This window comes from Calditrichia bacterium, assembly GCA_020634975.1.
In the GTDB taxonomy this organism is placed as follows: domain Bacteria; phylum Calditrichota; class Calditrichia; order RBG-13-44-9; family J075; genus JACKAQ01.
The window spans coordinates 3083513-3106595 of the sequence record JACKAQ010000001.1; the positions used below are offsets into that span (position 1 = coordinate 3083513).

Consider the following 23083-nt stretch of genomic DNA (forward strand, 5'->3'; position numbering starts at 1 on the left):
TTTTTAATGAAAGACTATGGTTACGCATTTTAGCCACAGAGTCACAGAGGAACACAGAGATTCTTTAAAAAAATCTAAAAAAATCGTGTGAGAAAAAAGGTTATTATCATCAAAAACAAGTATTTATTAAAGAAATGTTTGCCGTAATATTTCTCCGTGATTCTCCGTGTCTCTGTGTCAAAAATAGTTAATGCGTAATATCCGTTAATGAAAAATATGCGTAGGAAACAATCCGATGGGCATGTTCAAACTGCATTCCAAATACAAGCCGATGGGCGATCAGCCGGAAGCAATCCGGCAGTTGGTGAACGGGGTTAACCGGGGCGAACAATTCCAGACGTTGTTGGGTGTAACCGGCAGCGGAAAAACCTTCACGATGGCCAATATCATCGCCCAAACCGATCGCCCGACGCTCATTTTTTCGCACAACAAAACTCTTGCCGCGCAGCTTTACGGGGAATTCAAACAATATTTCCCGGAAAACGCGGTCGAATTTTTTATTAGCTATTACGATTATTACCAGCCGGAAGCATATGTGCCCACCACCGATACCTACATCGCCAAAGACAGCTCGCGCAACGAAGAAATCGACCGGCTGCGGCTAAAAACCACCGCTTCGCTGATGTCCCGGCGGGATGTAATTATCATTGCCAGCGTGTCCTGCATTTACGGCATCGGCTCGCCGGATGACTACGGCAACATGATGGTGTTGCTCAAAAAAGGGGAAGAAATTGCCAGGCAGGAAATTTTTGGCAAACTGGTGGATATCCAGTACACCCGAAACGATATGAGCCGGGAACGCGGCACCTTTCGCGTAAAAGGCGATGTGATTGAAATTTATCCCGCATACGAAAAATACGCCGTTCGGCTGGATACATTTGGCGATGAAATTGAGGCGATCAACTACATCGATGTAACGACCGGCGAAGTGCTGGACGAAGTGGATCAGGTGCTCATTTTCCCGGCGAGCCACTTTGTTACTACCGAAGAAAAAATGAAAATCGCCATCGAACGCATTCGCGAAGAATTGGCCGAACAGCTGGAATTGTTCCGCAAACAGAACAAATTGCTGGAAGCGCAGCGGATAGAGCAGCGCACCAATTTCGATATCGAAATGATGCAGGAAATCGGTTTCTGCAACGGTATCGAAAATTATTCCCGGCACATTACCGGACGCAACGCGGGCGATCCCGGATTCACGCTGCTGGATTTTTTCCCGGACGATTTTTTGATGTTCGTGGATGAATCACACCAAACCCTGCCGCAAATTCGCGGTATGTATTTTGGCGATCGCTCCCGCAAAGAAACGTTGGTGGACTACGGTTTCCGGCTGCCCAGTGCGCTGGACAACCGCCCGCTGAAATTCGATGAATTTATGCAGCACATCAACCAGATTATTTTTGTTTCGGCAACGCCGGCGGCGTTGGAAATTGAGCTGAGCAAAGGCGAGGTGGTCGAGCAGGTGATTCGCCCGACCGGATTGATCGATCCGGAAATCGAAGTTCGCCCGACCAAAGGGCAAATTGACGATCTCATCGAGGAAATCCGGGTGCGCATCGAAAAAGGCGAACGCGTGCTGGTACTCACGCTCACCAAACGCATGAGCGAGGATCTCACGGATTATCTCAAAGGAATGGGCATCAAAGTGCAATACATCCACTCCGAAATTGATGCGCTGGAACGGGTAGATTTGCTCCGCAATTTGCGACTGGCGGAACACGATGTGCTCGTTGGCATTAACCTTCTGCGGGAAGGGCTGGATCTGCCGGAAGTATCGCTGGTGGCGATTTTGGATGCGGATAAAGAGGGATTTTTGCGATCGGAAGTATCGCTGCTGCAGATTGCCGGACGCGCCGCACGGAACTCGAACGGATTGGTGATCATGTACGCCGATAAAATCACCAAAGCGATGAAAACGACCATCGACGAAACCGCACGCCGCCGCGAAAAACAGGTCGAATACAATACTGAGCACGGCGTAACACCAACCACGGTTTACAAAACAGTGGACGAAATTATGCAAGCCACAGCCGTTGCGGATGTGCGCGGACGGTACAAAACCAAAGGCGAAACGAACAATTTCGAAATGCCGGACGAATTTTCTGCACTGGAGCTGATCGACCGGTTGGAAAAAGAAATGAAAACCGCGGCTGCCAGCCTGGAATTTGAAAAAGCAGCCCAAATTCGCGATGAGATTTTAAAACTCAAAGGAAAGATAGGTAAATGAAAAATAGAGTAGTTGTCATCACCGGTGGAAACGGCGGGCTGGGAAAAGCCGTTGTCCAACGATTTTGGAATACGGGGGCGAAAATTATCGCGCCGGTAACTTCCGAAAAAAGCGCGGCGGAGTTGATCGCGTTTTTGGGCAGTGAAGAACGTTTGCAAACGATCGAAGCCGATCTCACAGATTCCGCTTCGGTGAAATCGCTGTTCTCCCAAATCGACGAAGAATATGGGCGCTGCGATGTGCTGGTGCATCTCGTCGGCGGATTTTGGATGGGCGGCGACATCGACGAAACACCGTTTTCCCAATTTGAGAAGATGATCCGGTTGAATTTGTTCACCGCATTTTTGTGCGCCCGTTCCGCATTCGGGATGATGAAAGACGCCCGTTCCGGCAAAATTTTTACCGTTGCGGCGCGTGCGGCGCTGGAATTGCCAGCCGGAATGGCGGCATACACCACCAGCAAAGCGGCGTTACTGGCGTTCACTGAATCGCTGGCGAAGGAAGGCGCGCCATACGGCGTTCAATCCAACACTATTTTGCCGGGTGTTATCGACACACCGGCGAATCGCAAATCCATGCCCGAAGCAAATTTTGATAATTGGGTGACGCCGGAGCAAATCGCCGAAGTCATTCTTGCCATGGCCCAACCGGGCATTACCGAGGTAACCGGTTCGTCGGTAAAGGTTTATGGAAAATCGTAATCAACGGATGAATGTTCTGTATATGTTACGCAAAACTGTTATTTGGCTGGCAATTTTGGGATTCGCTGCAACGGGTGTCGCGCAGGCGGATAGCCCGGTAACCCTTCAATTGGACAGCCTGCTGCGCACCGGAAAAGAGCAAATCTACCGGCTCGATTTCCGCGATGCGGAGCGCACATTTCGCTTCACGCAGCGGCAGTTTCCCGAACAACCGCATGGCTATATTTTTGAAGCGTATATTTCCGCGCTGGTGTATTCGATGGATCAAAGCAACGATTCGCTGGCGGAAGCGCTCAACCGGCAGGTCAGCAAAGCGCTGGATGTCGCCGAGGCATTCAAAGATCGCAATGATAAAAATCCCGAAGCGTATTTTTATCTCGCGCTGGGCAACGGCATCGATGCGCTGTATCATGTGATCAACCGCAGTTTTATCAAAGGTTATTGGAGCGGGCGCAAAACCAAATCCAATCTCGAAAAAGCCACCCAACTCGATCCCCAATATTACGATGCCTATTTCGGGCTCGGGCTGTTCCATTATTATGCAGATTTGTTGCCGGGAATGCTCAAACTGATCGCCGGAGTGCTCGGATTTGACGGCGATCGCGTGCTCGGGCGAAACGAGGTGTACATGGCGGCATCGCGCGGCACGTTTTTCCGGATCGAGGGCGAGTTCATGTATTACTCGATCGGCTATTTTCTGGAGGGCGAAAAAAGCCGTTCCATCCGTGCGCTGAAACAATTGTATCGAAAATATCCCACCAATATGGCGTTGGGGCTGATTATTGCGTATCACTATCGCCGCAGCGGATACATGGAAAAATGCATCGAATATTGCAAACAATTTGACGATCAATACAGCGATTATCTGCCGCAACTCACCAACGTTCGCTATTACAATATTGGCGTTGCCAATTACGATTTGAACCGTTTCGAGAAAGCGGATTCGCTGTTCAAAGCGCTGGAAAATTTGCCCACCCGGAAATCGCGCTACTATCGCGCGGCGATGAATTATTATCGCGGGCACATCGCAGATTTACGGTTCGATCGCGAAACGGCGGAAGCCTATTATTCGAAAATTCCAAACGAACAGCAGGAAAGCTACTGGTTTATGAATGCGGAAATGCATCGCAGATTCCCGATGGATTCGCTGCAATACCGTTTTTTTGTCGCGGAAAATATGCTGAACAGCCGCCAGTTTGATAAAAGCATCGCCGCAAGTGAGGCGCTCAAACGCGATATCGACAGCGGGCAGCGCAGCACCAATCCATTTTTGCAACAATTGGTTGATAATTTGCTGGCACGGCAGTATCATTACCGGCGAAAGATGGACGAGGCTGGAAAATTGTTTGCGTCAATCTACAAAAATCTGGACAATGTGGATGACAAATATCAGCAAAGCTGGCTGCTCATCCATTACGGGCGATATTTGCGCGATGCCAAACAGTACGATCGCGCCATCGACATCTTTGGACAGGCGGGTAGCCTGGATGACGATTTCACGAAAATTATCTGTGAACGCGAAAAATTTGTGACCAAACGACAACAACAAAATCAATCCACCGAAGACGACGAAGAAGAGTGACAACATGAGAATTTTAGTGATTGGCGGCGGCGCGCGGGAACACGCCATTTGCTGGAAAATCCGGCAAAATCCCGATGTTGAGAAAATTTATTGCGTACCCGGTAACGGCGGCATCGCGGAAATTGCCGAATGCCCGCCGGTTTCCGCAGCGGACTTCCGGCAGTTGGGGCGATTTGTCTGGGAAAACAGCATCGATTTTACGATAGTGGGACCGGAGCAACCGCTGGTAGATGGCATTGTGGATTATTTTCAGGCCCACGATTATCCCGTTTTTGGCCCAAATAAAGCGGCATCGCAATTGGAAGGCAGCAAAATTTTTACCAAACGACTGCTGGCGAAATACGATATTCCCACCGCCGAATACCGCGAATTTGACATTGTGGCAGATGCGCTGGCATATTTGAACAGCTTGCCGGAGCAGCCCATCGTCGTGAAAGCCGATGGTTTGGCTGCCGGGAAAGGCGCCATCGTTTGTCCGGATTTGGCGGCTGCCAAAACCGCCATCGACGAAATGATGACCCAACGCGTGTTCGCGGATGCCGGTTCGCGGGTGGTCATCGAAGAATTTATGACCGGCGAAGAATGCAGTATTTTCGTGATCACCGACGGCAAAGATTACGTAACACTCACACCCGCACAGGATTTTAAACGCGCACTGGACGGCGACAAAGGCAAAAATACCGGTGGAATGGGCAGTTACGCACCAACGCCATTTTTGACGGAAGCACTGAAAAAACAGGCAGTTGAGCGCGTTGTCGAACCGACACTGGATGCACTCCGCCGCGAAGGCATCGATTACACAGGTGTGCTCTATTGCGGTCTGATGCTCACCAAAGACGGCCCGAAAGTGGTGGAATTCAACTGCCGCTTTGGCGATCCGGAAACGCAGGTAGTGCTGCCGCTGCTCAAAACCGATCTGTTGGAAATTATGCAAGCGGTCACTCGGAAAGAGTTGGGCAAGCTGGATGTTGAATTGCACGATCGCCACGCTGCATGCGTTGTTCTCGCATCCGGCGGTTACCCGGATGCGTACGAAAAAGGCAAAATCATCACCGGATTGGATCAACTGGACAGCGATGTAATGGCGTTTCATGCCGGAACAGCACTGGACGGCGGCAACCTGCTCACTAACGGCGGGCGGGTGTTGGGCATCACTGCCACCGGAAATTCGCTGGCGGAAGCGATTGAAACTGCCTATCGCGGCGTGGATAAAGTGCATTTCGAGGGCATGCATTTCCGGACGGACATCGCCAAACGCGCGTTGTAACGGCTGCGAAATCCTGGGTAAAAAGGGGATCCCTGCCTTCGCAGGAAGCCCCGTATCATTTGGTGCAACATTCGTTTGTCATTTCCAAAATCTGCAACGTTTTTCCCGCCACGTAATCCCTATCACAAAAATGTAGTATTTTCTCAATATTTTTGGCGTTGTTCCGATGATAAATTGATTACAGCTACATAACTAAAGAATTGACGCTTCAGGGAGATATTGTATGAAAATTCTCATTACCGGCGGCGCCGGATTTATCGCTTCGAACATTGCGGATCGTTTTCTGGAATTGGGATACGAAGTGGTCATTGTTGACAATATGATTACCGGGCAGCGCGAAAATATTCCTGCCGCAGCCACATTTTATGAAATGGACATCTGCGATCCGGGGATCAAAAACGTGTTCGAAAGCGAAAAACCGGATCTCGTTTGCCATCACGCGGCGCAAATGGATGTTCGCAAATCGGTTGCCGATCCGGCATACGATGCAAGCGTGAACATTCTCGGCACTATCAATTTGTTGCAAAACTGTGTGAAATTTGGTGTGAAAAAATTCAATTTTGCATCCACCGGCGGTGCCATTTACGGCGAACAGGAATATTTCCCCGCGGATGAAAAACATGTGAATCAGCCGCTTTCGCCATACGGCATTACCAAGCTGGCTTGCGAAAAATACCTCTTTTTTTACAAAGAAACCCACGGGTTGGATTACACAATCCTGCGTTATGCTAATATTTACGGTCCGCGTCAAAACCCGCACGGCGAGGCTGGCGTTGTGGCAATTTTCAGCCAGCGGATGCTCCGTGGCGAACAGCCGTTTGTAAATGGCGATGGTACCCAAACGCGCGATTACGTGTTTGTCGGTGACGTGGTGAAAGCCAACGAACTGGCGCTTACCAACGGTACCGGCAAAATTTACAACGTTGGTACGGGCATCGAAACGGATGTGAATACCTTGTTCGATACCATCGCTGCACAAATGGATCACAAAGTGGAACGCAAACACCGCGAAGGTCAGCCCGGAGAGCAGTTGCGCAGCGTGCTGGATGCTTCGTTGATAAATAAAGAACTTGGTTGGTCACCCACCGTCAATTTGGAGGAAGGGTTGCGCCGTACCGTCGAGTTTTTCAGGAAGAAAAAATAGTAGTGGTTCAAAAGGGATTTATTTTTCAGGCGGGTCAAAAACCCGCCTTTTTTTTATAATTTTCCGCCACAAAATTTACAAAAATCTGCATCCGCATCGTGCCCTTCGGCGCTGCACACCGGACAACTCTGGGTGGAAATTTCGTGCTGACGCGGCAAATGCGCAAGCTCAGAGGTTACAATCCCCGTTGGTACCGCGATAATGCCGTAGCCGAGAATCATCACAATCACCGCGAGGAATTGCCCGAGTGGCGTTTGTGGCGCAATATCGCCATATCCGACGGTCGTTAGCGTCACCACCGCCCAATAAATACTCCGTGGAATACTGGTGAATCCCGCCGCCTCACCCTCGATGAGATACATCAGCGAACCGACGATGACAACAACAATCATCACTACGTATAGAAAAACAGCGATTTTCCGGCGGCTGGCTTTGAGCGCAGCACCCAATTCTGTTGCTGCGGACATATACTGAACCAGTTTCAACACCCGGAAAACCCGCAAAATTCGCAGCAATCGGATCACCAGTAAAAAATGGGTGCCAGGAAAAATAACGCTGAGATAGGTGGGAATAATCGCCAATAAATCGATGATGCCGTAAAAACTTTTGGCATATGCTAACGGCCGACCCACACAAATGAGTCGCAACACATACTCGATCGTGAATAAAATCGTAAAAAACCATTCGGCATTGCGCAGCAACTCGCCGTGTTCAACCCGAACGCTTTTCACACTATCCAGTAACACAACCACGACGCTCAGCAAAATGGCGAGTATTAATGCGAGATCAAACCACTTTCCTGCAGGTGTATCCGCTTCGAAGATGACTTCATGAAGCCGGATTTTCCAGCCGGGACTGTTTTCTTTTGGATAAAGTTCAGGTTTTGGTTTTGGTGCAATCAGTTTCTTTTTCATGTTCTCTCGGAGCCGATAAGCTTTTGATTTTATTCCACTAAAGTCTACTAAAAATACGGCTAATTGTCAAGTTGCTGCGCTAAATTTTGGCAACCGAAAATCCAATCGGACGCCACTAATTTCGCAAAAAACGGGTTTTCTTTTACATCTGCTCATAAAAAATTGCATATTCACCACGAAACTTTCACATTTTTTTTGAAATTCGCAATTACCCATTGAATAATTGGAATTTTATCCGTAATGTCTCGCCGAAGGGGTGATGTTCAGGATATTTTAAAATCGGATGTTATGGAATAATGAAAGAAAACCTGAACACTATACCAAAATGAGGAGATTGCTTATGTGGCAAGAGTTTAAGAAGTTCGCGTTAAAAGGGAATATTTTCGATATGGCTGTCGGTATCATTGTCGGCGCTGCATTTAGCCCTATCGTAAAATCGTTTGTGGATGATGTGCTGATGCCGCCCATCGGATTGTTGCTCGGTGGCGTTGATTTTACGGATATGTTTCTCGTGCTGAAGCAGGGTGCCGCCGCAGCCGGACCGTACGCAACATTGGCAGCCGCCAAAGAAGCCGGTGCGGTTACGATAAATGTTGGCACATTTATTAACACCGTAATCAACTTTTTGATTATTGGATGGGCTGTTTTTATGTTGGTTAAAGGTGCTGCAAAGATGGAAAAGAAAGAAGAAGAAAAACCAGCCGCACCGCCCGCACCGCCGGAAGACGTTGTTTTGCTTCGTGAAATTCGCGATGCTTTAAAAGCGAAGTAAGTTGTTGTAAAAGCTTAACCTGGAGCGTCTCTGCGAATTGCGCGGGGACGCTCTTTTTTATTGGATAATCAGCAATTTACCCTTTTTTTCCTGCCCGTTCCATCGCACCACATACACATAAACACCGCTGGCAACCGGAACCTGTTGTGCTGTTTGCAAATCCCATTCGACCGCGCCGGCGAAAGCGGGTTGTTGCAATTTGCGCAGCAATTGACCGTTGGCGGAGAAAATCCAGATCTCGCAATCCTCCGGCAAATTGGCGAATCGCAATGGCTGATCCGATGTCGAGATGCGATACGGATTCGGGTAAACCCGCAGATTGTCCAGATTTTCCACCGTACTCGTTAGATTGATAGCGCTGCTGCGATTATCCAGCAGTGTGCCGTTTTCGCTGAGCATTCCGCTGATGCGCAACTGATATATTTCGCCCAAACTGCCGATCCGGTTATCCGGCGACAAATTCACAATAACTGTGTTGCGATCCACGGGATCGACGTATGCCGACAAAATATCCACTGCCGGTTTTAGCGAATACAATGAAATATCCGACGCCGATTGTGCATCCACAGCGGCGCTGAAGGTGATTTGCAATTCCGTTTTGGAAATAATTGCCACAGATTTTAGCGAAAATAATTCTGTTGCCGGTGAAATGGTGAAATTCACCACCAGCGAATCGCGGGTGAGCGGTGTGCCGGCGTCATCCGAAATTTGCCCGATAACCAATGTGTGCGTGCCAACTGGCAAATCGTCGCGAAAGGAAATCAGCGCCTCGCGGCGATTTTGGCTGCGAATGATGCTGCCGGGCTGCTCGCCATTCGCCAGCCGGTAATTGGCGGTTTCGAACGCGTTTTGCGCCATCGCCTCGCTGAATTGCAGTTGCAATTGTCGCGGAGATTGCACAATCAGCGATTGCAGCACCGGCGGCGCGTTTGGTCGTGCGGTAGCGCTTTGGCTGAGCGGGCTTTCCGGCTCCGCAAATTGCGGATTGATCTGGCTGATTGCGTAATCGAACGATTGTCCGTTGATCAAATTTTCATCAAAAAATGAGTTGGAATCAATTGAGTCAAGTAATTGAAAAACAGTAGCTTCCGCCAATTTTCTGTAAATGCGGTAATACGCCGCACCGCTCGATTGCCGCCACGAAAGCTGCACCGAGGTCGTATCCAGCGGCGTGGCTGTCAGCCCGGTTGGCGCTGGCGGACGATTGCCGTTTGCCGCAGTTTCCAGCCGTAACAGCCCATCCGGCGAATTGAGCAGCACGTCGGTTTTGCCGTTGCCATCCACATCCGCGACAACTGCGGTGTTGCTGTTCACGCCTTCGCGGAACCACTGCACCGCCAGCGAATCATCGCGCAGCGAGAGCACATACGCTCGCGGAAACAGCGTGAGCACAATTTCCGCGCGATTATCGCCATCCAGATCCGCAACGGTCAACCCGTTAAATATGCCCGATTGCACCGTGACACCCAAAATTTGCTGCGCAGCCACGGGCGTAAACTGATCGCTGCCGCTGTTGCGCCACAAGCTGATCGCCCAAAATTGGGCGTTGACGTTCGATTCGCGGAGCACGTTCGGCTGGTTGCGCACGGCGCTCACCAATTCCGGCAATCCGTCGCCGTCCAAATCGCCGGACGCGAGCAGTGCGCTGCCGCCGCTGCCGTTCATGCGGTTTGCCCATTTAAATTGATATGCGCCAACAGAATTGGCTTCGTAAACCAGCACATCGCCGTCCAAATCTTCCAGCACGATTTCCATTCTTCCGTCGCCGTCAAAATCGTCCAGCACGGTGATGGGCACGCCAAACTGGTTGTTTCCAGAGGTGGCTGCTACAAGCGTTTGCTGCTCCTGCAGCTCAAAATTTTCAGAAATATCGAACACTTTCCACTGCCCGAAGTTCAGTGCAAACAACTCTTTAGCTGCATCGTTGTCAAAATTGCCAAACTTGCTCACCCAAAAATTTGTGGTATCGTCCCAAACGATTGAATTGGGCAATTCGCCGGATGCGTTGCCGCCGAGCAACAGCGAATTGTTGCCAAAACCGGCAGCGATCTGCACTCCGTCGCCGGTGCGAACAATTGCCGCATCGCGTGGAATCAGCGGAAATTCAGTCAACTTGCTGAACTGCCAGCCATCGGAATCCCACTCGCCAACGGTCAGTCCGCCGAACTGTGTGCCGTTTTCCAACTCGGAAAACACGATTTCCGGACGTCCGTCGTTGCGAAAATCCGCGGTTGCGGGCATCAGAAATCCGGAAATCGGCAGCGTTTCCGCAACGGTCAATAAATTTTGGTTCAATGCGGAGAGGTTCAGCGAAAAGCGAAAATAGCTGCCGCCATTGTCATCCGTTGCCGCCAAACCGGCAGCGTTTTCCAGTTCGATGAAACCCTCGGCAGCACCGGAAAAGTCATTCGGTTCGATGATAAATACATGATTATTCTGAAAATAGCGCGATGATTTCGAATAGCTGAAATCGCCGGAACCGGCGGGACGATAGCGTAACGTTGCGGCTGTCGGATCATCTGTATCAAATTGGATCAACGCACCACCATCCGCACCGATGATCACCGGCAGCGTTTCGATCGACACAATTTGCGGCGCGCTGCGATCGAGAAATACCCGGCTTCGCGAAACGATATCGCTTTGCCCGCGCTGTTTCAGCCGCAATTCCAGCGTGTAAACCGTGTCCATCAGCGATCCGGTTTGCCAAATGCCCAGCGTATCGTTGAGCAATTGCGCGCTGCCGCCGGACGCGATGTTGATCAGTTCGAACGGTGTTTCGCCGATACCGAACGCCAGCGACCAACTCTCCAGATCCGGGCTGATGACAGTGCCGCTCACCGGAACGCTGTTGGCGGAAACGCCGCCATCATTGGGTGGCGCAGTGATTACCGCAAATCCGCCACTGCCGATTGCCAGACTTTTTTCGATGTCGATCAACCCGTGTCCGAAAAAACGATCCCACCCGAAAAATCCCAAATCTTGCGCGCCGGCATACAGCGCACCGATCACCTGTTCGCGCGGCATCGAAACATCCTGCGACCAGATGAGCGCGAGCGCCGCACAAACCAACGGTGCGGAAAACGATGTGCCGTTAACTGGACCGTATTCGCTGCCAATTTGCGTCGCAAAAACGTTGCTGCCCGGTGCCGCAATGTTCAGCGAATTACCAAAACTTGAAAAACCGGAAAGCTGGTCGGTGGAGTCCGTCGCACCGACGGAAATGGTCTCGCTGAACGCCGCCGGATAGTTTGGTTCCGCGTTGCCGCTGTTGCCGGACGATGCCACAAAAATGGCGCCTTTGCTGATACCGTATTCGATCGCGTCGCGCAGTAGGTAGGAAAACGCCACGTCGCCAAAGCTCATGTTGACAATTTTGCAGCCGTTATCTACAGCATAAACAATAGCTTCGGCAACGTCATCTTCTTCCAGAAAACCGGAGGCGGTGCCTGCCCGCAAGTTCATCACCCGGACACCGGAAGCCACGCCGCTGATGCCAATCCCGTTGTCACTTTTCGCTGCAATCAGCCCGGCGATGGGCGTGCCGTGCCCGCTGCCGTATTCGTCCATCGGGTCGTTATCAGGATCGCGGAAATCGCCGCCGTCGGGAAAACCGGGCGCATCGGTAAAATCCCAGCCCCACACATCGTCGATGTAGCCGTTGCCGTCATCGTCCACGCCGTTCAGGTCCAGCGAATCCAGCCGCCCGTTGCCGTTGAGGTCTTCAGCGGGGTTGGTCCACAATTGCCCCTGCAAATCTTCGTGCTGATAATCGATGCCCGTATCGATTACGCCAACGATCACGGACGGATCGCCGCTGCCGCGCTGCCAGCCCTCCGCCGCGCGAATATTATTGAGATACCACTGGCGACCGAGCAGCGGATCGTTCGGCAAATGGTGCACTTTTCGCCGGTAATTGGGCTGAACGTAAGCGACCGCGTTGATTTTCTGCAGCGATTCGATGGCATTTGCTGCGCGATGGTCATCAGGAAATTGCCATATTTGGACATTTTTCAATAATTCCGGTAATTGCGATTTTTCGGCGGGAAACAAATTGCGAACGGCTTGTGGCGAAACCTGATCGGCGATACGCTGCACTTCCGGCAGCGAAAAGCGAAATCTGCCGGTCAGTTGCTCATTTTTTTCAACTGTCACCGCCTGGCGGAATCCGACGATAATTTCTTCCGCAACTGCGGAAAAATTCAGCCCGAAAGTTAAGCAAAAACAAATAATTGCCAGTGTTTTCCGAAAGGTCATTTCTTTCCTGATGTTTCGATAAATACGAATATAAACGATGTTTGACGCTGCAACAATGGGGAAATTTTCCGGCATTAATTTCACTGTTTAATACAAAAAAGCCCGCTGTTTGGCGGGCTTTCGGTAAAAAGTTGTGTCATTCCGGTCAGGAATTTTGTTTGTCGATCATCAGCTGAACATCGCGAATTTTTTTCTGGAAGCGTTTGTTGTCCGGGTCTTTCGCGACCAATTTCTGGAAAACGTCCAGCGCTTCTTCAAAGCGACCCTGGGAAATATAAATTTCGCCGAGCGTGGGGGAGAGGATCGGCGGGCGAACAAATTTGGCTTTTTCGCCGCTGTGGCTATGATCCATCGGGTGTTGCGGTTCCGGCTGCGATTCTTCTTCATCCAGCAAATTAAAACTGAAATCGTCTTCTGTTTCGCTGGCATGTTGCATGTCATCTTCGGTTTGTTCCACCAAATCGTCCACCAGCGAGGCGTAATCAAATGCGTCGCCGCTCTCGTCGGGGATTTCCGGTGTTTCATCGGGGGGCGCGGGTGATTCCTCATTAAACAGCAGGTCGGCAAATTCGAGATCCTGCTCCACCGGTTTTTGGGACTTTGCCGGTTCATCCAGATCGGCATCTTTTTCATATTCCGCAAAAAACTCATCGAGTTCGGCCAGAATTTCGCTGTCATCCGTATTTTCCGAATCCGGCATGTCGATATCCAGCTTGTCCCGTTTGTCGAAATCGAGCGGGCTGTCCGGTGCTTCGGCAGTTTCATCCACATCCAGATCGGCCAGCAAATCGTCAAAACTTTCCACATCTGCAGGTGTTTCTGCGGCGGGCAGATCGTCATCCAGCTCATCCACAATTTCAAAATCTTTAAAAATATCGTCTGTATCTGCATCGGCGGCTGTTTGTTCCGGTTCATCTTCGCCGAAACCGGCAAATGGGTCTTCGTCGTCCTTTCCGGCTTTGGTATCGGGGATTACTTCGGTTTCCTGTGCCGGTTCGTCGTCATCGGCAAAGCTCAGTAAGTCCAGATCACCAAAGGTTTTATCCAGATTTTCGAGATCGTCTTCTTCGGCGCTGCTCAGGCTGTCATCGAGCAATTCATCGCCAAAAACTTCGCCCACTTTCTGGTTGACGTCGAAATCTTCTTTGATATCGAGATCGCCATCGAAAAAGTCGTCCATCGATACTTCCTCGGCTTCGGCTTTATCCATGTCCGTCGCTTCTCGCGGGGTCCGGTAAACGGGTTCTTCATCGGGAAAATCGAGATCGAGCGAATCGAGTGCGCTCAAATCGTCCAGATCGGTTTGCTGAACGTACTGCGCGGCTTCCGAATGGAAATTATCCAGCGTGTAAAACAGGGTGAAGCTTTCCTGAGCGAGGATCGGCAAATCGAGTTTGCGGTTTATCTCGCCGAGCAACTTGCTGGCTTTGGGGTTTTTATCGTCGTAAGCCAGCGCTAGTTCGAGGTGGCTTTTGGCTTTGCCCAAATCCCGCAACCGATGGTAGCAAACGCCAAGCATATAGTGCCCGAACGGGTATGCCGGGTGTTTGTGAACACCGGTTTCTGCTGTTTCCAACGCTTTTTCCAATTCACCGGCTTCCAAATATTTGGCAGTCAGAAATGCAAAAACAATCGAATCCGGGTGATCGGCGTAAAATTCTTCGAGATCGGCTAATTCAAAAAAGTTTTCCATTGGATGAATCCTTTACCAGTCCAAGGTATTTGATTTTACTTAACTTATTGCCTGTTTTTTTACCACGCTGCAACCGTTCGGTTGAGAATTTCGGCGACAATTCTTTCTGTGGCTTCGTTCACGGCTTCATCTTGTTCTGCCTGCCCACCGGTACCGGGGACAATCCCAAAATCGCTGATGGTGCCGTTCCACAATAGTTTATCGGTTTGGCGATTATAGCACTCCACTTTTACCGAAACAACGTATTTTTCTTCGAGCACGGTTTCGTCGCCGGCAACCGACGACAGTTGCTGGCTAACGGAATTGATGGTCGCCCGGAGTACCAAATCGCTATCGTCCTCGTTTTCGATCACTTGAAGCGAATTGTCTTCGATAAATGCGTTGATGACGTCGTTGGTCATTTTATCCTGCAGCCCAATCCAGTTGGATCGATCTTCAAACAACGGAATTGCGATAGTTTTGATAGACGAAGGCAATGCCCCGCGAAATGAATATTTGACACATCCCGAAACAATCATCAGGATGAGCGCCGGAAAAAGGAGCGATAAAACCAAAGTGGCGAAGGGTTTAATCTTCATCATCATATTCATCATCTTTCCGGACGAGATCGTATTCCTTTATTTTGCGATACAGTGTTCGCTCGCTGATGTTCAGCGCCCGCGCCACTTTGCGGCGGTTGCCGTTGTAGCGATCCAGCGCCTTTTCGATAATTTCCCGTTCCATTTCATCCAGCGGTTTAATCTGAATGTGCTCTGTTTCCGGCTCCACCGGGGAATATACCACATTATTTTCTGAATAATTGTGATCGATTCGTTCGAACAATTGCATCAGCATAGATTTCATTTCTTTCATTTCCAGCCCGATGGAAACAAGCGCTTTATACACCAGTTCGCGTTCTGCATCTTCCCGGGTGATGCCGAGCGGCATGGGCAGGGCGTTGGCAACTTCCACATGTTCGTCGTTATGGCTAAGCTGTTCGCGCACCATTTGCGAATTCACTTTTTGGCCGCGTGCCAGCACAATGGCGGTTTCCACAAAATTGCGCAGCTCCCGCACGTTTCCCGGCCAGTTGTATCGCCGGAGCATATCCAGCGCTTCCTCGGTGTATCCGGCAAATGAAAGATTCTCGTTTTTCAACACATCCGCAGTGAATTTTTCGATGAGCAGCGGGATGTCTTCCCGGCGTTCCCGCAATGGCGGCAAAAAAATGGTGACCGCTTTCAGGCGATAATACAGATCTTTGCGGAACTGCTTTTGTTGAACCATTCTCCCCAAATCGCGGTTGGTTGCCGCAACAACCCGTGCATCAACCGTTCGCAATTCGCCGCTGCCGACCCGCATAAATTCGCCGGTTTCCAAAACGCGCAGCAGTTTAACCTGGGTTTGGATGGGCATTTCGCCAATTTCGTCGAGGAAAATAGTGCCGCCATCGGCGAGTTCAAAAAACCCTTTTTTGGTAGAAATAGCGCCGGTGAACGCCCCTTTTTCGTGACCGAACAGTTCGCTTTCCAGCAACCCTTCGGGAATTGCACCGCAATTTACGGATATCATGCTTTTGTTTTTGCGAGGGCTGAGTTGATGGAGTGCACGAGCGAAAACCTCTTTTCCCGAACCGCTTTCGCCGGTGATGAGCACGCTAATGGTTGTCGGCGCAATGGACATCACCAGTTCAACAACTTCCCGGGTGGCTTCCGATTCGCCGATGATCCCCAATTCTTCCTGAATTTTTTTATATTTATTCAAAATTACCAACCCACAACTCCTGTAAAATTGTCATCAAAATTATAATTTTGGCAGGCTGAAAGCAAGAGCTAACATGGTTTAAATAATGGATTTTTGACGTTTTCCTAACCTTTTTAGTAATCTGTGGAACTGAAGATGTTTTACCGTGCAGGATTTTTTTTGCTCAAATTATATCGATTATGCATATTTGCTCAAGAATTATCCAATTTTTCCGATGCTCGTAAATATTGTTAATATTCAGGATGTGATATTTATGCTACTTCAAATGTCTATCACACATTATTTTTATCACGTTATGGTTGATCGGCCACGGCTATTGGCTGTTTTCGCTTCATCGTTGATTAATTCCGTAAATTAAAAATAATAAATAAAATTTGGTAATGAACGTGCTAATCGAACAAGCTCAACATGTATTTTCCGATTTTGAGAATATTTCAAAACGGCTGCCCGATGCGATCAGCCAATTAAACAAGGGCGATCGTTTTCGCCAGGTTCACGATATTTTGACGGTGTTGGTAATTGTGCAGGAAGAGGTTGTGGAACTGCGGCTAAATAAAATTTTGCGTGCCGAACATCCCTATCTGCCACCGATCGATATCAACAGTCTCATTGAAATTCGCCGAACCAAAAACGCCAGCATTCAGGAATTGACGGACGAGTTTTTGAATCAGCGAAAATCGTTTTTGAAATTGCTGGGAAATTTATCGCCGGAAACCTGGGAGCGAACCGGTTTTCATGAAGTGGAAGGCCATTTGACATTCCGCGAACTGGTTCGCCGAATGAATGAAAAAGACGGTGCGCTGGTGCGCAAACTGGATGATCTGATTTCACAAAGCGCAGCAACTTAGCCGAACCAACGCTCCAGTTGCAGCCACATTTCATCTGCATTTGCGAAAGATTTAGCCGTTACCGGCAGCGAGTTCAAAAACATTCGCCCATACGATTTTGTGGAAACGCGATTGTCCAAAATGAGCACCGCGCCAAAATCCTGGCGGTTGCGGATCAACCGCCCGAATCCCTGCCGGAAGCGAATCACGGCTTCCGGAATCGACAGTTCGTAAAACGAATTCCCGCCTCGCGCTTCAATCATTTCACTTTTAGCTTGAAACACCGGATCTGTCGGCACATCGAACGGCAACTTGGTAATTGCTACCAATTCCAGCGCATCGCCGGGAATATCCACACCTTCCCAAAAACTGTCCGTCCCGAACAGAAATGCCGGTTTTTCCCGTTTGAAGCGGCTGATAATCGCGTGCCGCCCGCCGTCCAAGCCCTGCGCGAGCAGCGGCATTTGCGCCAGTTTCATATCATTTTGTACATCGCGATATACCTCGTTGAGCGTGCTGTAACTGGTGAACAGCACCAGCGAACCGCGGCGCAACCGCTGGCTGAGCTCGCGGATTAATTTTTTCAGCTCGGGAAAATGCCGTTTATCCGTTGGTGGCGGCAAAAATGAAGCGATCCCCAATAACACCTGCTCGCGATAGCGAAACGGCGAATCGAGCATCAGCGCCTTTACACGATCTGGTTCGTTGCGGTTGATGCCGGTACGTTCCAGAAAATAATCGAACCGCTGGTTGACGGCGATCGTCGCCGAAGTGAAAATAGCCGTGCGCAATTTGCCGAACAACTGCTCGTGCAGCAATTCGCCGATGTTCAGCGGCGCAGCGTATAGCCGGATGTCCAGACTGTCTTCCCGTTGCGGCAGTTCGTACCAATACACCCGCGTTTCGTCATTCGCGGAAAGCAGTAAATCGATGCTCTCCAACAGCGCTGCTGCGGTAACGGTTTGGGTTTTCAATTCGCGATAAATCTGGTCCTGATTGTCGAAACTATTTTCTTTAAAATCGCGGAAATTTTCTACCATATTTGCCAGTCCGGCCTGCAGCCGGTTGATTTGCCGGGCAAGCTGGTCGTAAATCGGCAGCACCGGTTCGAAAATGTGGTGTGATTTGTAGCGATGCCGACTGGCATATTGCGTCTGATTTTCCGGCGTAATTTGCCGCAACTGGCGACCCAGCTCCCGGAAAAAATCCTGCGCGGTTGCCCATAATTCCAGTACGTTTTCGATCAATTTATCAATCTGTTTGGTGAGCGTATCCACCTGCGATGCGTCCAGTTCGCTTTTGCGGAGATTGCGCACCAACTGTGCCAGAGCGCCGCTTTCGAACTTTTCTTTCACATATAATTTGCTGGTTAAATCTTTGAATAACCAAATGTTTACGGCAACACCGAGATATTCCGTCGCGGTTTTTTCCAGATTGTGTGCTTCATCGAAAATGAGGTTGCGATACGGTGAAATCACCGAATGTTCCGCAACCAGATCCGCAAACAATAGCGAATGGTTCACCAAAACGAGGTGGGCATTGCGGGCGTTTTCGCGCGCTTTCATCAAATAACAATCTTTGAAATATTTGCATTTTTGTCCGGGGCAATACTGGCTTTCGGCGATAAATTTCGACCACAGCCCGCCATTGCGCTCCACCCGGAATGCGTTATTTTCGGCGATATCGCCGGTTTCGGTTTCCGCCATCCAGAACAGCAACGGCAGCACTTTTGTCCGCTCATCTTCGGTGAGCCGTGCGTCGGGATCGCGCATTACGGTTGTCCATTTGTCGAGGCAAAGGTAATTGCCGCGACCTTTCAGCAACACTGCTTTAAATTCATCTTTCAGGATACCGCTCAGCACCGGTAAATCCTTAAAAAACAATTGTTCTTGAAGGTTTTTTGTGTTGGTGCTGATCACCACGCGACCGTTTTCCGCGTTGTTTTTTAGCGCCCATTGGATCGCCGGAACCAGATATGCCAGCGATTTTCCGGTGCCGGTGCCCGCTTCCACGGTCAAAAATTGCTGACTGTTGAACGCCCGTGCGATTGCGGTTGCCATCGCCACCTGCTGATCGCGGGTTTCGTAAGTGCCGAATTTTTGGGAGAGTTCGCCGCTTTCTGCAAAAAAATCGGCGATGTCCGATTCATCGAGCAATCCTGCAGCCTGCTCCCATTCCGGCGGTTCGTAATCCCAATCCTGCTCTTCCAGCAGATCCGCAGGACCTTTCAACTTGCTGCGTTCGCCGATAATATTATAATGATTCGCCTTAAAATCGAACTGCCGCCGGTCGATGCCGCCAACAACCGTGGTGCCGGTGGACAAAAATTTTGCCAGATGTTGGAAGAAATCGCTGATCGGATCGTCCGCTGCTTCGAGGATTTGCAGAATTTTCTGAACATCCGCAAATTTGGTTTGGATCGCAAAATTCACCAGCTCCCGAAAAACGAGTCCGGCATTTTTGGCATCCGGCAAAGCGCGGTGCGAAACATCACCCGAAAACTGAAAATAATCGACCAAATTGGACAGGCTAAACGATGGTAAATAATGGAGATACATCCGCGCCAAAACCGCTGTGTCGTATTTGGGATTCGGGAAATAATGATACACCGGTTTGCGATTTTGCCAGCCTTTCAAATTGCGATCCACCAACCGCGCGTGATATTCCAGAAACGGCAGATCGAACGGCACGTGATGCGCGATGATGGGCGCGGTGCCCAAAAATTCCCGGAAATCGGGCAGCACATCGCGGAACGCCGGTGCGCCGGCAACATCGCTGTCGGCAATGCCGGTCAATTTGGTGATGTATTCCGGAATCGCGGTGGCAGGTTTTATCAGCCGTTCGAACGTTTCGGCAAGTTCGCCATTGCGGAATTTTGCTGCAGCCACTTCGATCACTTCCGAATTGGTGTATTGCAACCCGGTGGTTTCGATATCCACCGCCACAAATTCATCGAGATTCAGCGCGGCGTAAACGTCCGGCGGGAGAATGTTGGTTTCTTCGACTTCGTTGCTCATTTATCAGTTCGTTTTGTGTAAAATATTTCAATTTTTGATTGAATCGTTACAATATAATACGAAAACAGCATTCTATTTCAACAATATCATTTTTTGCGTTTTGACCTGATTCCCGGCTTTCAGCCGTGCAAAATAAATGCCGCTGGCGAATGCGTTGGCGTCCCAGCTAAATTCATAATTTCCAGCAGTTTGTGGTTCGTCGATTAGTGTGGCAACTTGTTGCCCGATCGCGTTAAAAATATGCAATTCCACCCGCGATTGCTGCGGCAACGCATAGCGGAAACGGGTGGTGGCGTTAAACGGATTCGGGTAATTTTGCTCAAATTCGAACGTTTCGGGAAGCGAGCCGTTACCGGGTTCGGCGATGGCGGTTGCGTCATCCGGGATGGCAAATTTGATCGCATCCGCCCGCAGCACCAGTCCGGGCGTGCTGCCGCCGTCGTCAATCACCCGCACTTCAACGGTCGCATTTTCCGGAAAATGATAGCGCGCCAGCTTCACCCAATTGCCGCTGCCGTCGTTTTGATCCACGTTAAAAGCGTCCACCAGAAACCCGTTGAGATACACCTGATACAGCGCATGATCGGCTGCGTTTACGGTTGTGGGCACAATTTCAAACAGATCGTAATAACTTGATTTTTCAATATTTACAGTGAATGTGGCAACCGCGCCGGGATTTTGCCCGAGCGGTGCGTAACGGCTGCTGCTGCCATACGCTTGTGCGTTGCTGGTTGCCCAGGTTCCGGTTTCGCTGTATGCCTGTGCATCTTCGTTATCGATGATCACAAAATAATGCTGCACCTTTGCAGAGAGGGGAATTTCCAGCTGCGGTTTCACCGGATCATCGCTGGCGATGCGCAACGTATCGCGCAGATCGCCGATGGTTTCCGGCACAACGAACGCCGAAATATTGACGGTGCCCCTTCCCGGAATGGTGAGCGGGAACTGCTGCTGCACACCGGAAAAACCGTTGGCGGATGTGATGCCGGAAATCGTCAGCGGCTCGATGCCGCGATTGGTGAGCGCCAAATCGGCAAAAGTGCTGTCGTCGATAATCACTTCGCCAAAATCGAGCACAGCCGATGCCGGGTGCAGATCGCGGTCGCGTACCAGCGCAGAAAATTTGACCACATCCGCAGCGACGTTGGCATTTGCCAAATTGGTTTTGGCAACCATTTTCAGCGAAACCGCGCTTCCGGCGGCGAAATTTGCCGTTGTGATGTACTGCCAGGCGTTTGCGGTGGGCGCATCAGTTGAAATTGTGTCGATTGCGCTGCCGTTTTCAGTCAGATAAAACGTGAGCTGATTGGCCGGATTTGCCACATTCGGCATGCGGATTTCGATGTTGAACATTCCGTCTGCTGCCGGTGAAAATTGCCATTCGGCGATGGCGGAATCGCCCGTTGAAATGCCCGCCATCCGGTGATCGACGCCCCAAAAATCGCCGGAAACGCTGCTCCAGTTGCCGGAAATTTCCGAATATCCGGCGTCCTCATTGTCCACAAATGTATCCGCCGGACGAAAATCGATGAAATCCAGCGATTGGTTGCCGAGCGTATCGCAAACGGCAACGGCTGCGCGCGCCAAAAATTGTTTGCTCACCGGCGTTGCGGTTTGCCAACTGTTCGCGCCGCTGCTGTTGCAGGGAATCAACTGGTATTGTTCGTAAATGGTTTTCACCGCGACAAACGGGTATTTCTGGAAAATCGGCTCATCGGTGGTGATCTGAAAGTAGACGTCATCACCGGATTCGACAGCATCAAAAGTGAGCACCGGCGGCAGCGAATCGCTGGTTTCGCGCCAGCGTTGCATCGCTTCGATGGCTGTGCAATAGCGGAAGCTGACACCCGTCTGGTTGGAAAATCGATGCGCCAGGCTATCGATAATTTGCAGATTGCTCAAAAAATCGGTTTCCGGCAAATGTCCCCAAATGCAGGCGAGCTGATCCTGCCCGTTTGCCGCGCGGGTGAAAATCGAATCGATCAAGTCGCGGTAACGTGCTGTATTTAAATGGGTTGAGCGAACGTTCCAGCCGGGACCATCGCCGGGCAGCTGGTAATTTTCTGGCGACGGTCGATACGGCACGAACTGCCCCGGTGCGTCTGCCCAGTGGAAGGTGTTGTCCAGCGGCTCCTCGGTGTCGATGCGGTCGTTCGGCCAATCGTTGTGCATGCTGTAGGGCACCCAGTCGTCCAAATGGTGCTGCCAGCCGTTATCCATAAAATGCCATCCACTGCGGAAGGATACCGGAAAAACGCCTTCTTCAATGAGCAGTTGCGCCAGCGTAAATTCATAATCATCCCGCGATTCTTCAAATGTGTAGGTCTGGTTCCACCAGAATTTGCCGTCGTTGTCGTAATCGTTCCACTGAAAAGTGTGGTAGTGCAGGCTCAGTTCATCGCCGAATTGCTGAACACGCTCGCCGTGATATTTTTTCATGAGATACATCGTCATTACGTTCGGGAAGGGAACGTTTGTGTTTGATCCGGGACCGAAAATGCTGCCGCACATCATCCACCAGGTTAGCTTCATCGGCGTGCCGTAGGAATCGGTCATCGCGTTGCGGTATGTTGGATCCATTACGCCGTAAGCATTTGCAGATGGATCGGTGTAAAGCAGCGGGCTGTAATAGCAGTTGTACCTTGCGACGTCCATCCCGTTCCAAATGGCGGTATCAGAACCTAAAACAAGGTAAACTTTTCCTGCGGCAGCCAGTTGCGCGGTTGTGTATAAAATTAATGCGATGGTAATGATGACAAAGTGAATGCTTTTGGGTAGATCAGATTTCATAAATATCTCCTTCAACAAATGTATTACCCGGAAATTAGCCCATTCGCCACCCGATAAAAAGTATGGAATTACTATTTTGCGGTGCGAAACAATAAAATTTTGATTTGCTCACCAACCGAAATTCCATTGAAAAATGGTTGTTTTTTGTGCAT

General features: G+C 50.1%; 14 protein-coding genes. 7 read left to right on the top strand and 7 right to left on the bottom strand.

The genetic code is table 11. The features are described 5' to 3' along the window. The first annotated feature begins 235 nt into the window (after positions 1 to 235). From uvrB to H6629_12500, 5 genes are all read left to right on the top strand, one after another. Entirely contained in the window at positions 236 to 2227 is a 1992-nt protein-coding gene (gene uvrB, locus H6629_12480) for an excinuclease ABC subunit UvrB (protein ID MCB9068609.1), read from the top strand. Beyond that, positions 2224 to 2928, top strand: a complete 705-nt coding sequence (locus H6629_12485) for an SDR family NAD(P)-dependent oxidoreductase (GenBank protein ID MCB9068610.1) — start codon at positions 2224 to 2226, stop codon at positions 2926 to 2928. The genes uvrB and H6629_12485 overlap by 4 nt, the downstream gene beginning before the upstream one ends. Continuing rightward, positions 2915 to 4510, top strand: coding sequence for a DUF3808 domain-containing protein (locus H6629_12490; protein ID MCB9068611.1), 1596 nt, complete (start codon positions 2915 to 2917; stop codon positions 4508 to 4510). Before H6629_12485 ends, H6629_12490 begins: the two co-directional genes overlap by 14 nt. A gap of 4 nt (positions 4511 to 4514) precedes the next feature. After that, a complete protein-coding gene (purD, locus tag H6629_12495) occupies positions 4515 to 5777 on the top strand; it encodes a phosphoribosylamine--glycine ligase (protein MCB9068612.1) in 1263 nt (420 codons plus the stop codon). A gap of 223 nt (positions 5778 to 6000) precedes the next feature. Next, positions 6001 to 6921, top strand: a complete 921-nt coding sequence (locus H6629_12500; protein MCB9068613.1) for a GDP-mannose 4,6-dehydratase — start codon at positions 6001 to 6003, stop codon at positions 6919 to 6921. Between the two features lie 53 nt (positions 6922 to 6974). Here H6629_12500 and H6629_12505 read toward each other — a convergent pair whose 3' ends face one another. After that, positions 6975 to 7835, bottom strand: a complete 861-nt coding sequence (locus H6629_12505) for an ion transporter (protein MCB9068614.1) — start codon at positions 7833 to 7835, stop codon at positions 6975 to 6977. Between the two features lie 340 nt (positions 7836 to 8175). Here H6629_12505 and mscL point away from each other — a divergent pair, with 340 nt between their 5' ends. Then, positions 8176 to 8607: a large conductance mechanosensitive channel protein MscL gene (gene mscL, locus H6629_12510; GenBank protein ID MCB9068615.1), complete on the top strand. Its 432-nt coding sequence runs from the start codon at positions 8176 to 8178 to the stop codon at positions 8605 to 8607. Positions 8608 to 8664: 57 nt separating this feature from the next. Here mscL and H6629_12515 read toward each other — a convergent pair whose 3' ends face one another. The 4 genes from H6629_12515 to H6629_12530 all read right to left on the bottom strand — a co-directional run bounded on the left by H6629_12515 (position 8665) and on the right by H6629_12530 (position 16216). Continuing rightward, complete coding sequence (locus H6629_12515; protein ID MCB9068616.1) at positions 8665 to 12861, bottom strand: S8 family serine peptidase; 4197 nt, start codon at positions 12859 to 12861, stop codon at positions 8665 to 8667. A gap of 145 nt (positions 12862 to 13006) precedes the next feature. Then, the gene (locus H6629_12520; GenBank protein ID MCB9068617.1) at positions 13007 to 14554 is read right to left on the bottom strand and encodes a tetratricopeptide repeat protein; all 1548 of its coding nucleotides are present in this window, start codon (positions 14552 to 14554) and stop codon (positions 13007 to 13009) included. Between the two features lie 59 nt (positions 14555 to 14613). Further along, entirely contained in the window at positions 14614 to 15135 is a 522-nt protein-coding gene (locus tag H6629_12525; protein ID MCB9068618.1) for an LptE family protein, read from the bottom strand. Next, positions 15122 to 16216 carry a sigma-54-dependent Fis family transcriptional regulator gene (locus tag H6629_12530; protein MCB9068619.1) on the bottom strand — a complete coding sequence of 365 codons (1095 nt, stop codon included), beginning with the start codon at positions 16214 to 16216 and terminating at the stop codon, positions 15122 to 15124. The genes H6629_12525 and H6629_12530 overlap by 14 nt, the downstream gene beginning before the upstream one ends. A 461-nt stretch (positions 16217 to 16677) precedes the next feature. Between H6629_12530 and H6629_12535 the strand changes: the two genes are divergently transcribed. Further along, positions 16678 to 17145: a hypothetical protein gene (locus tag H6629_12535; GenBank protein MCB9068620.1), complete on the top strand. Its 468-nt coding sequence runs from the start codon at positions 16678 to 16680 to the stop codon at positions 17143 to 17145. On the opposite strand, the gene H6629_12540 is transcribed toward H6629_12535, so the two are convergent. Together H6629_12540 and H6629_12545 are read right to left on the bottom strand one after the other, a co-directional pair. Then, complete coding sequence (locus H6629_12540) at positions 17142 to 20141, bottom strand: 3'-5' exoribonuclease (GenBank protein ID MCB9068621.1); 3000 nt, start codon at positions 20139 to 20141, stop codon at positions 17142 to 17144. The two genes, H6629_12535 and H6629_12540, sit on opposite strands and share 4 nt — an antisense overlap. Positions 20142 to 20213: 72 nt before the next feature. Further along, positions 20214 to 22931 (bottom strand): T9SS type A sorting domain-containing protein, encoded by a 2718-nt coding sequence (locus H6629_12545; protein MCB9068622.1) that lies wholly within the window; start codon positions 22929 to 22931, stop codon positions 20214 to 20216. Positions 22932 to 23083 lie beyond the last annotated feature (152 nt).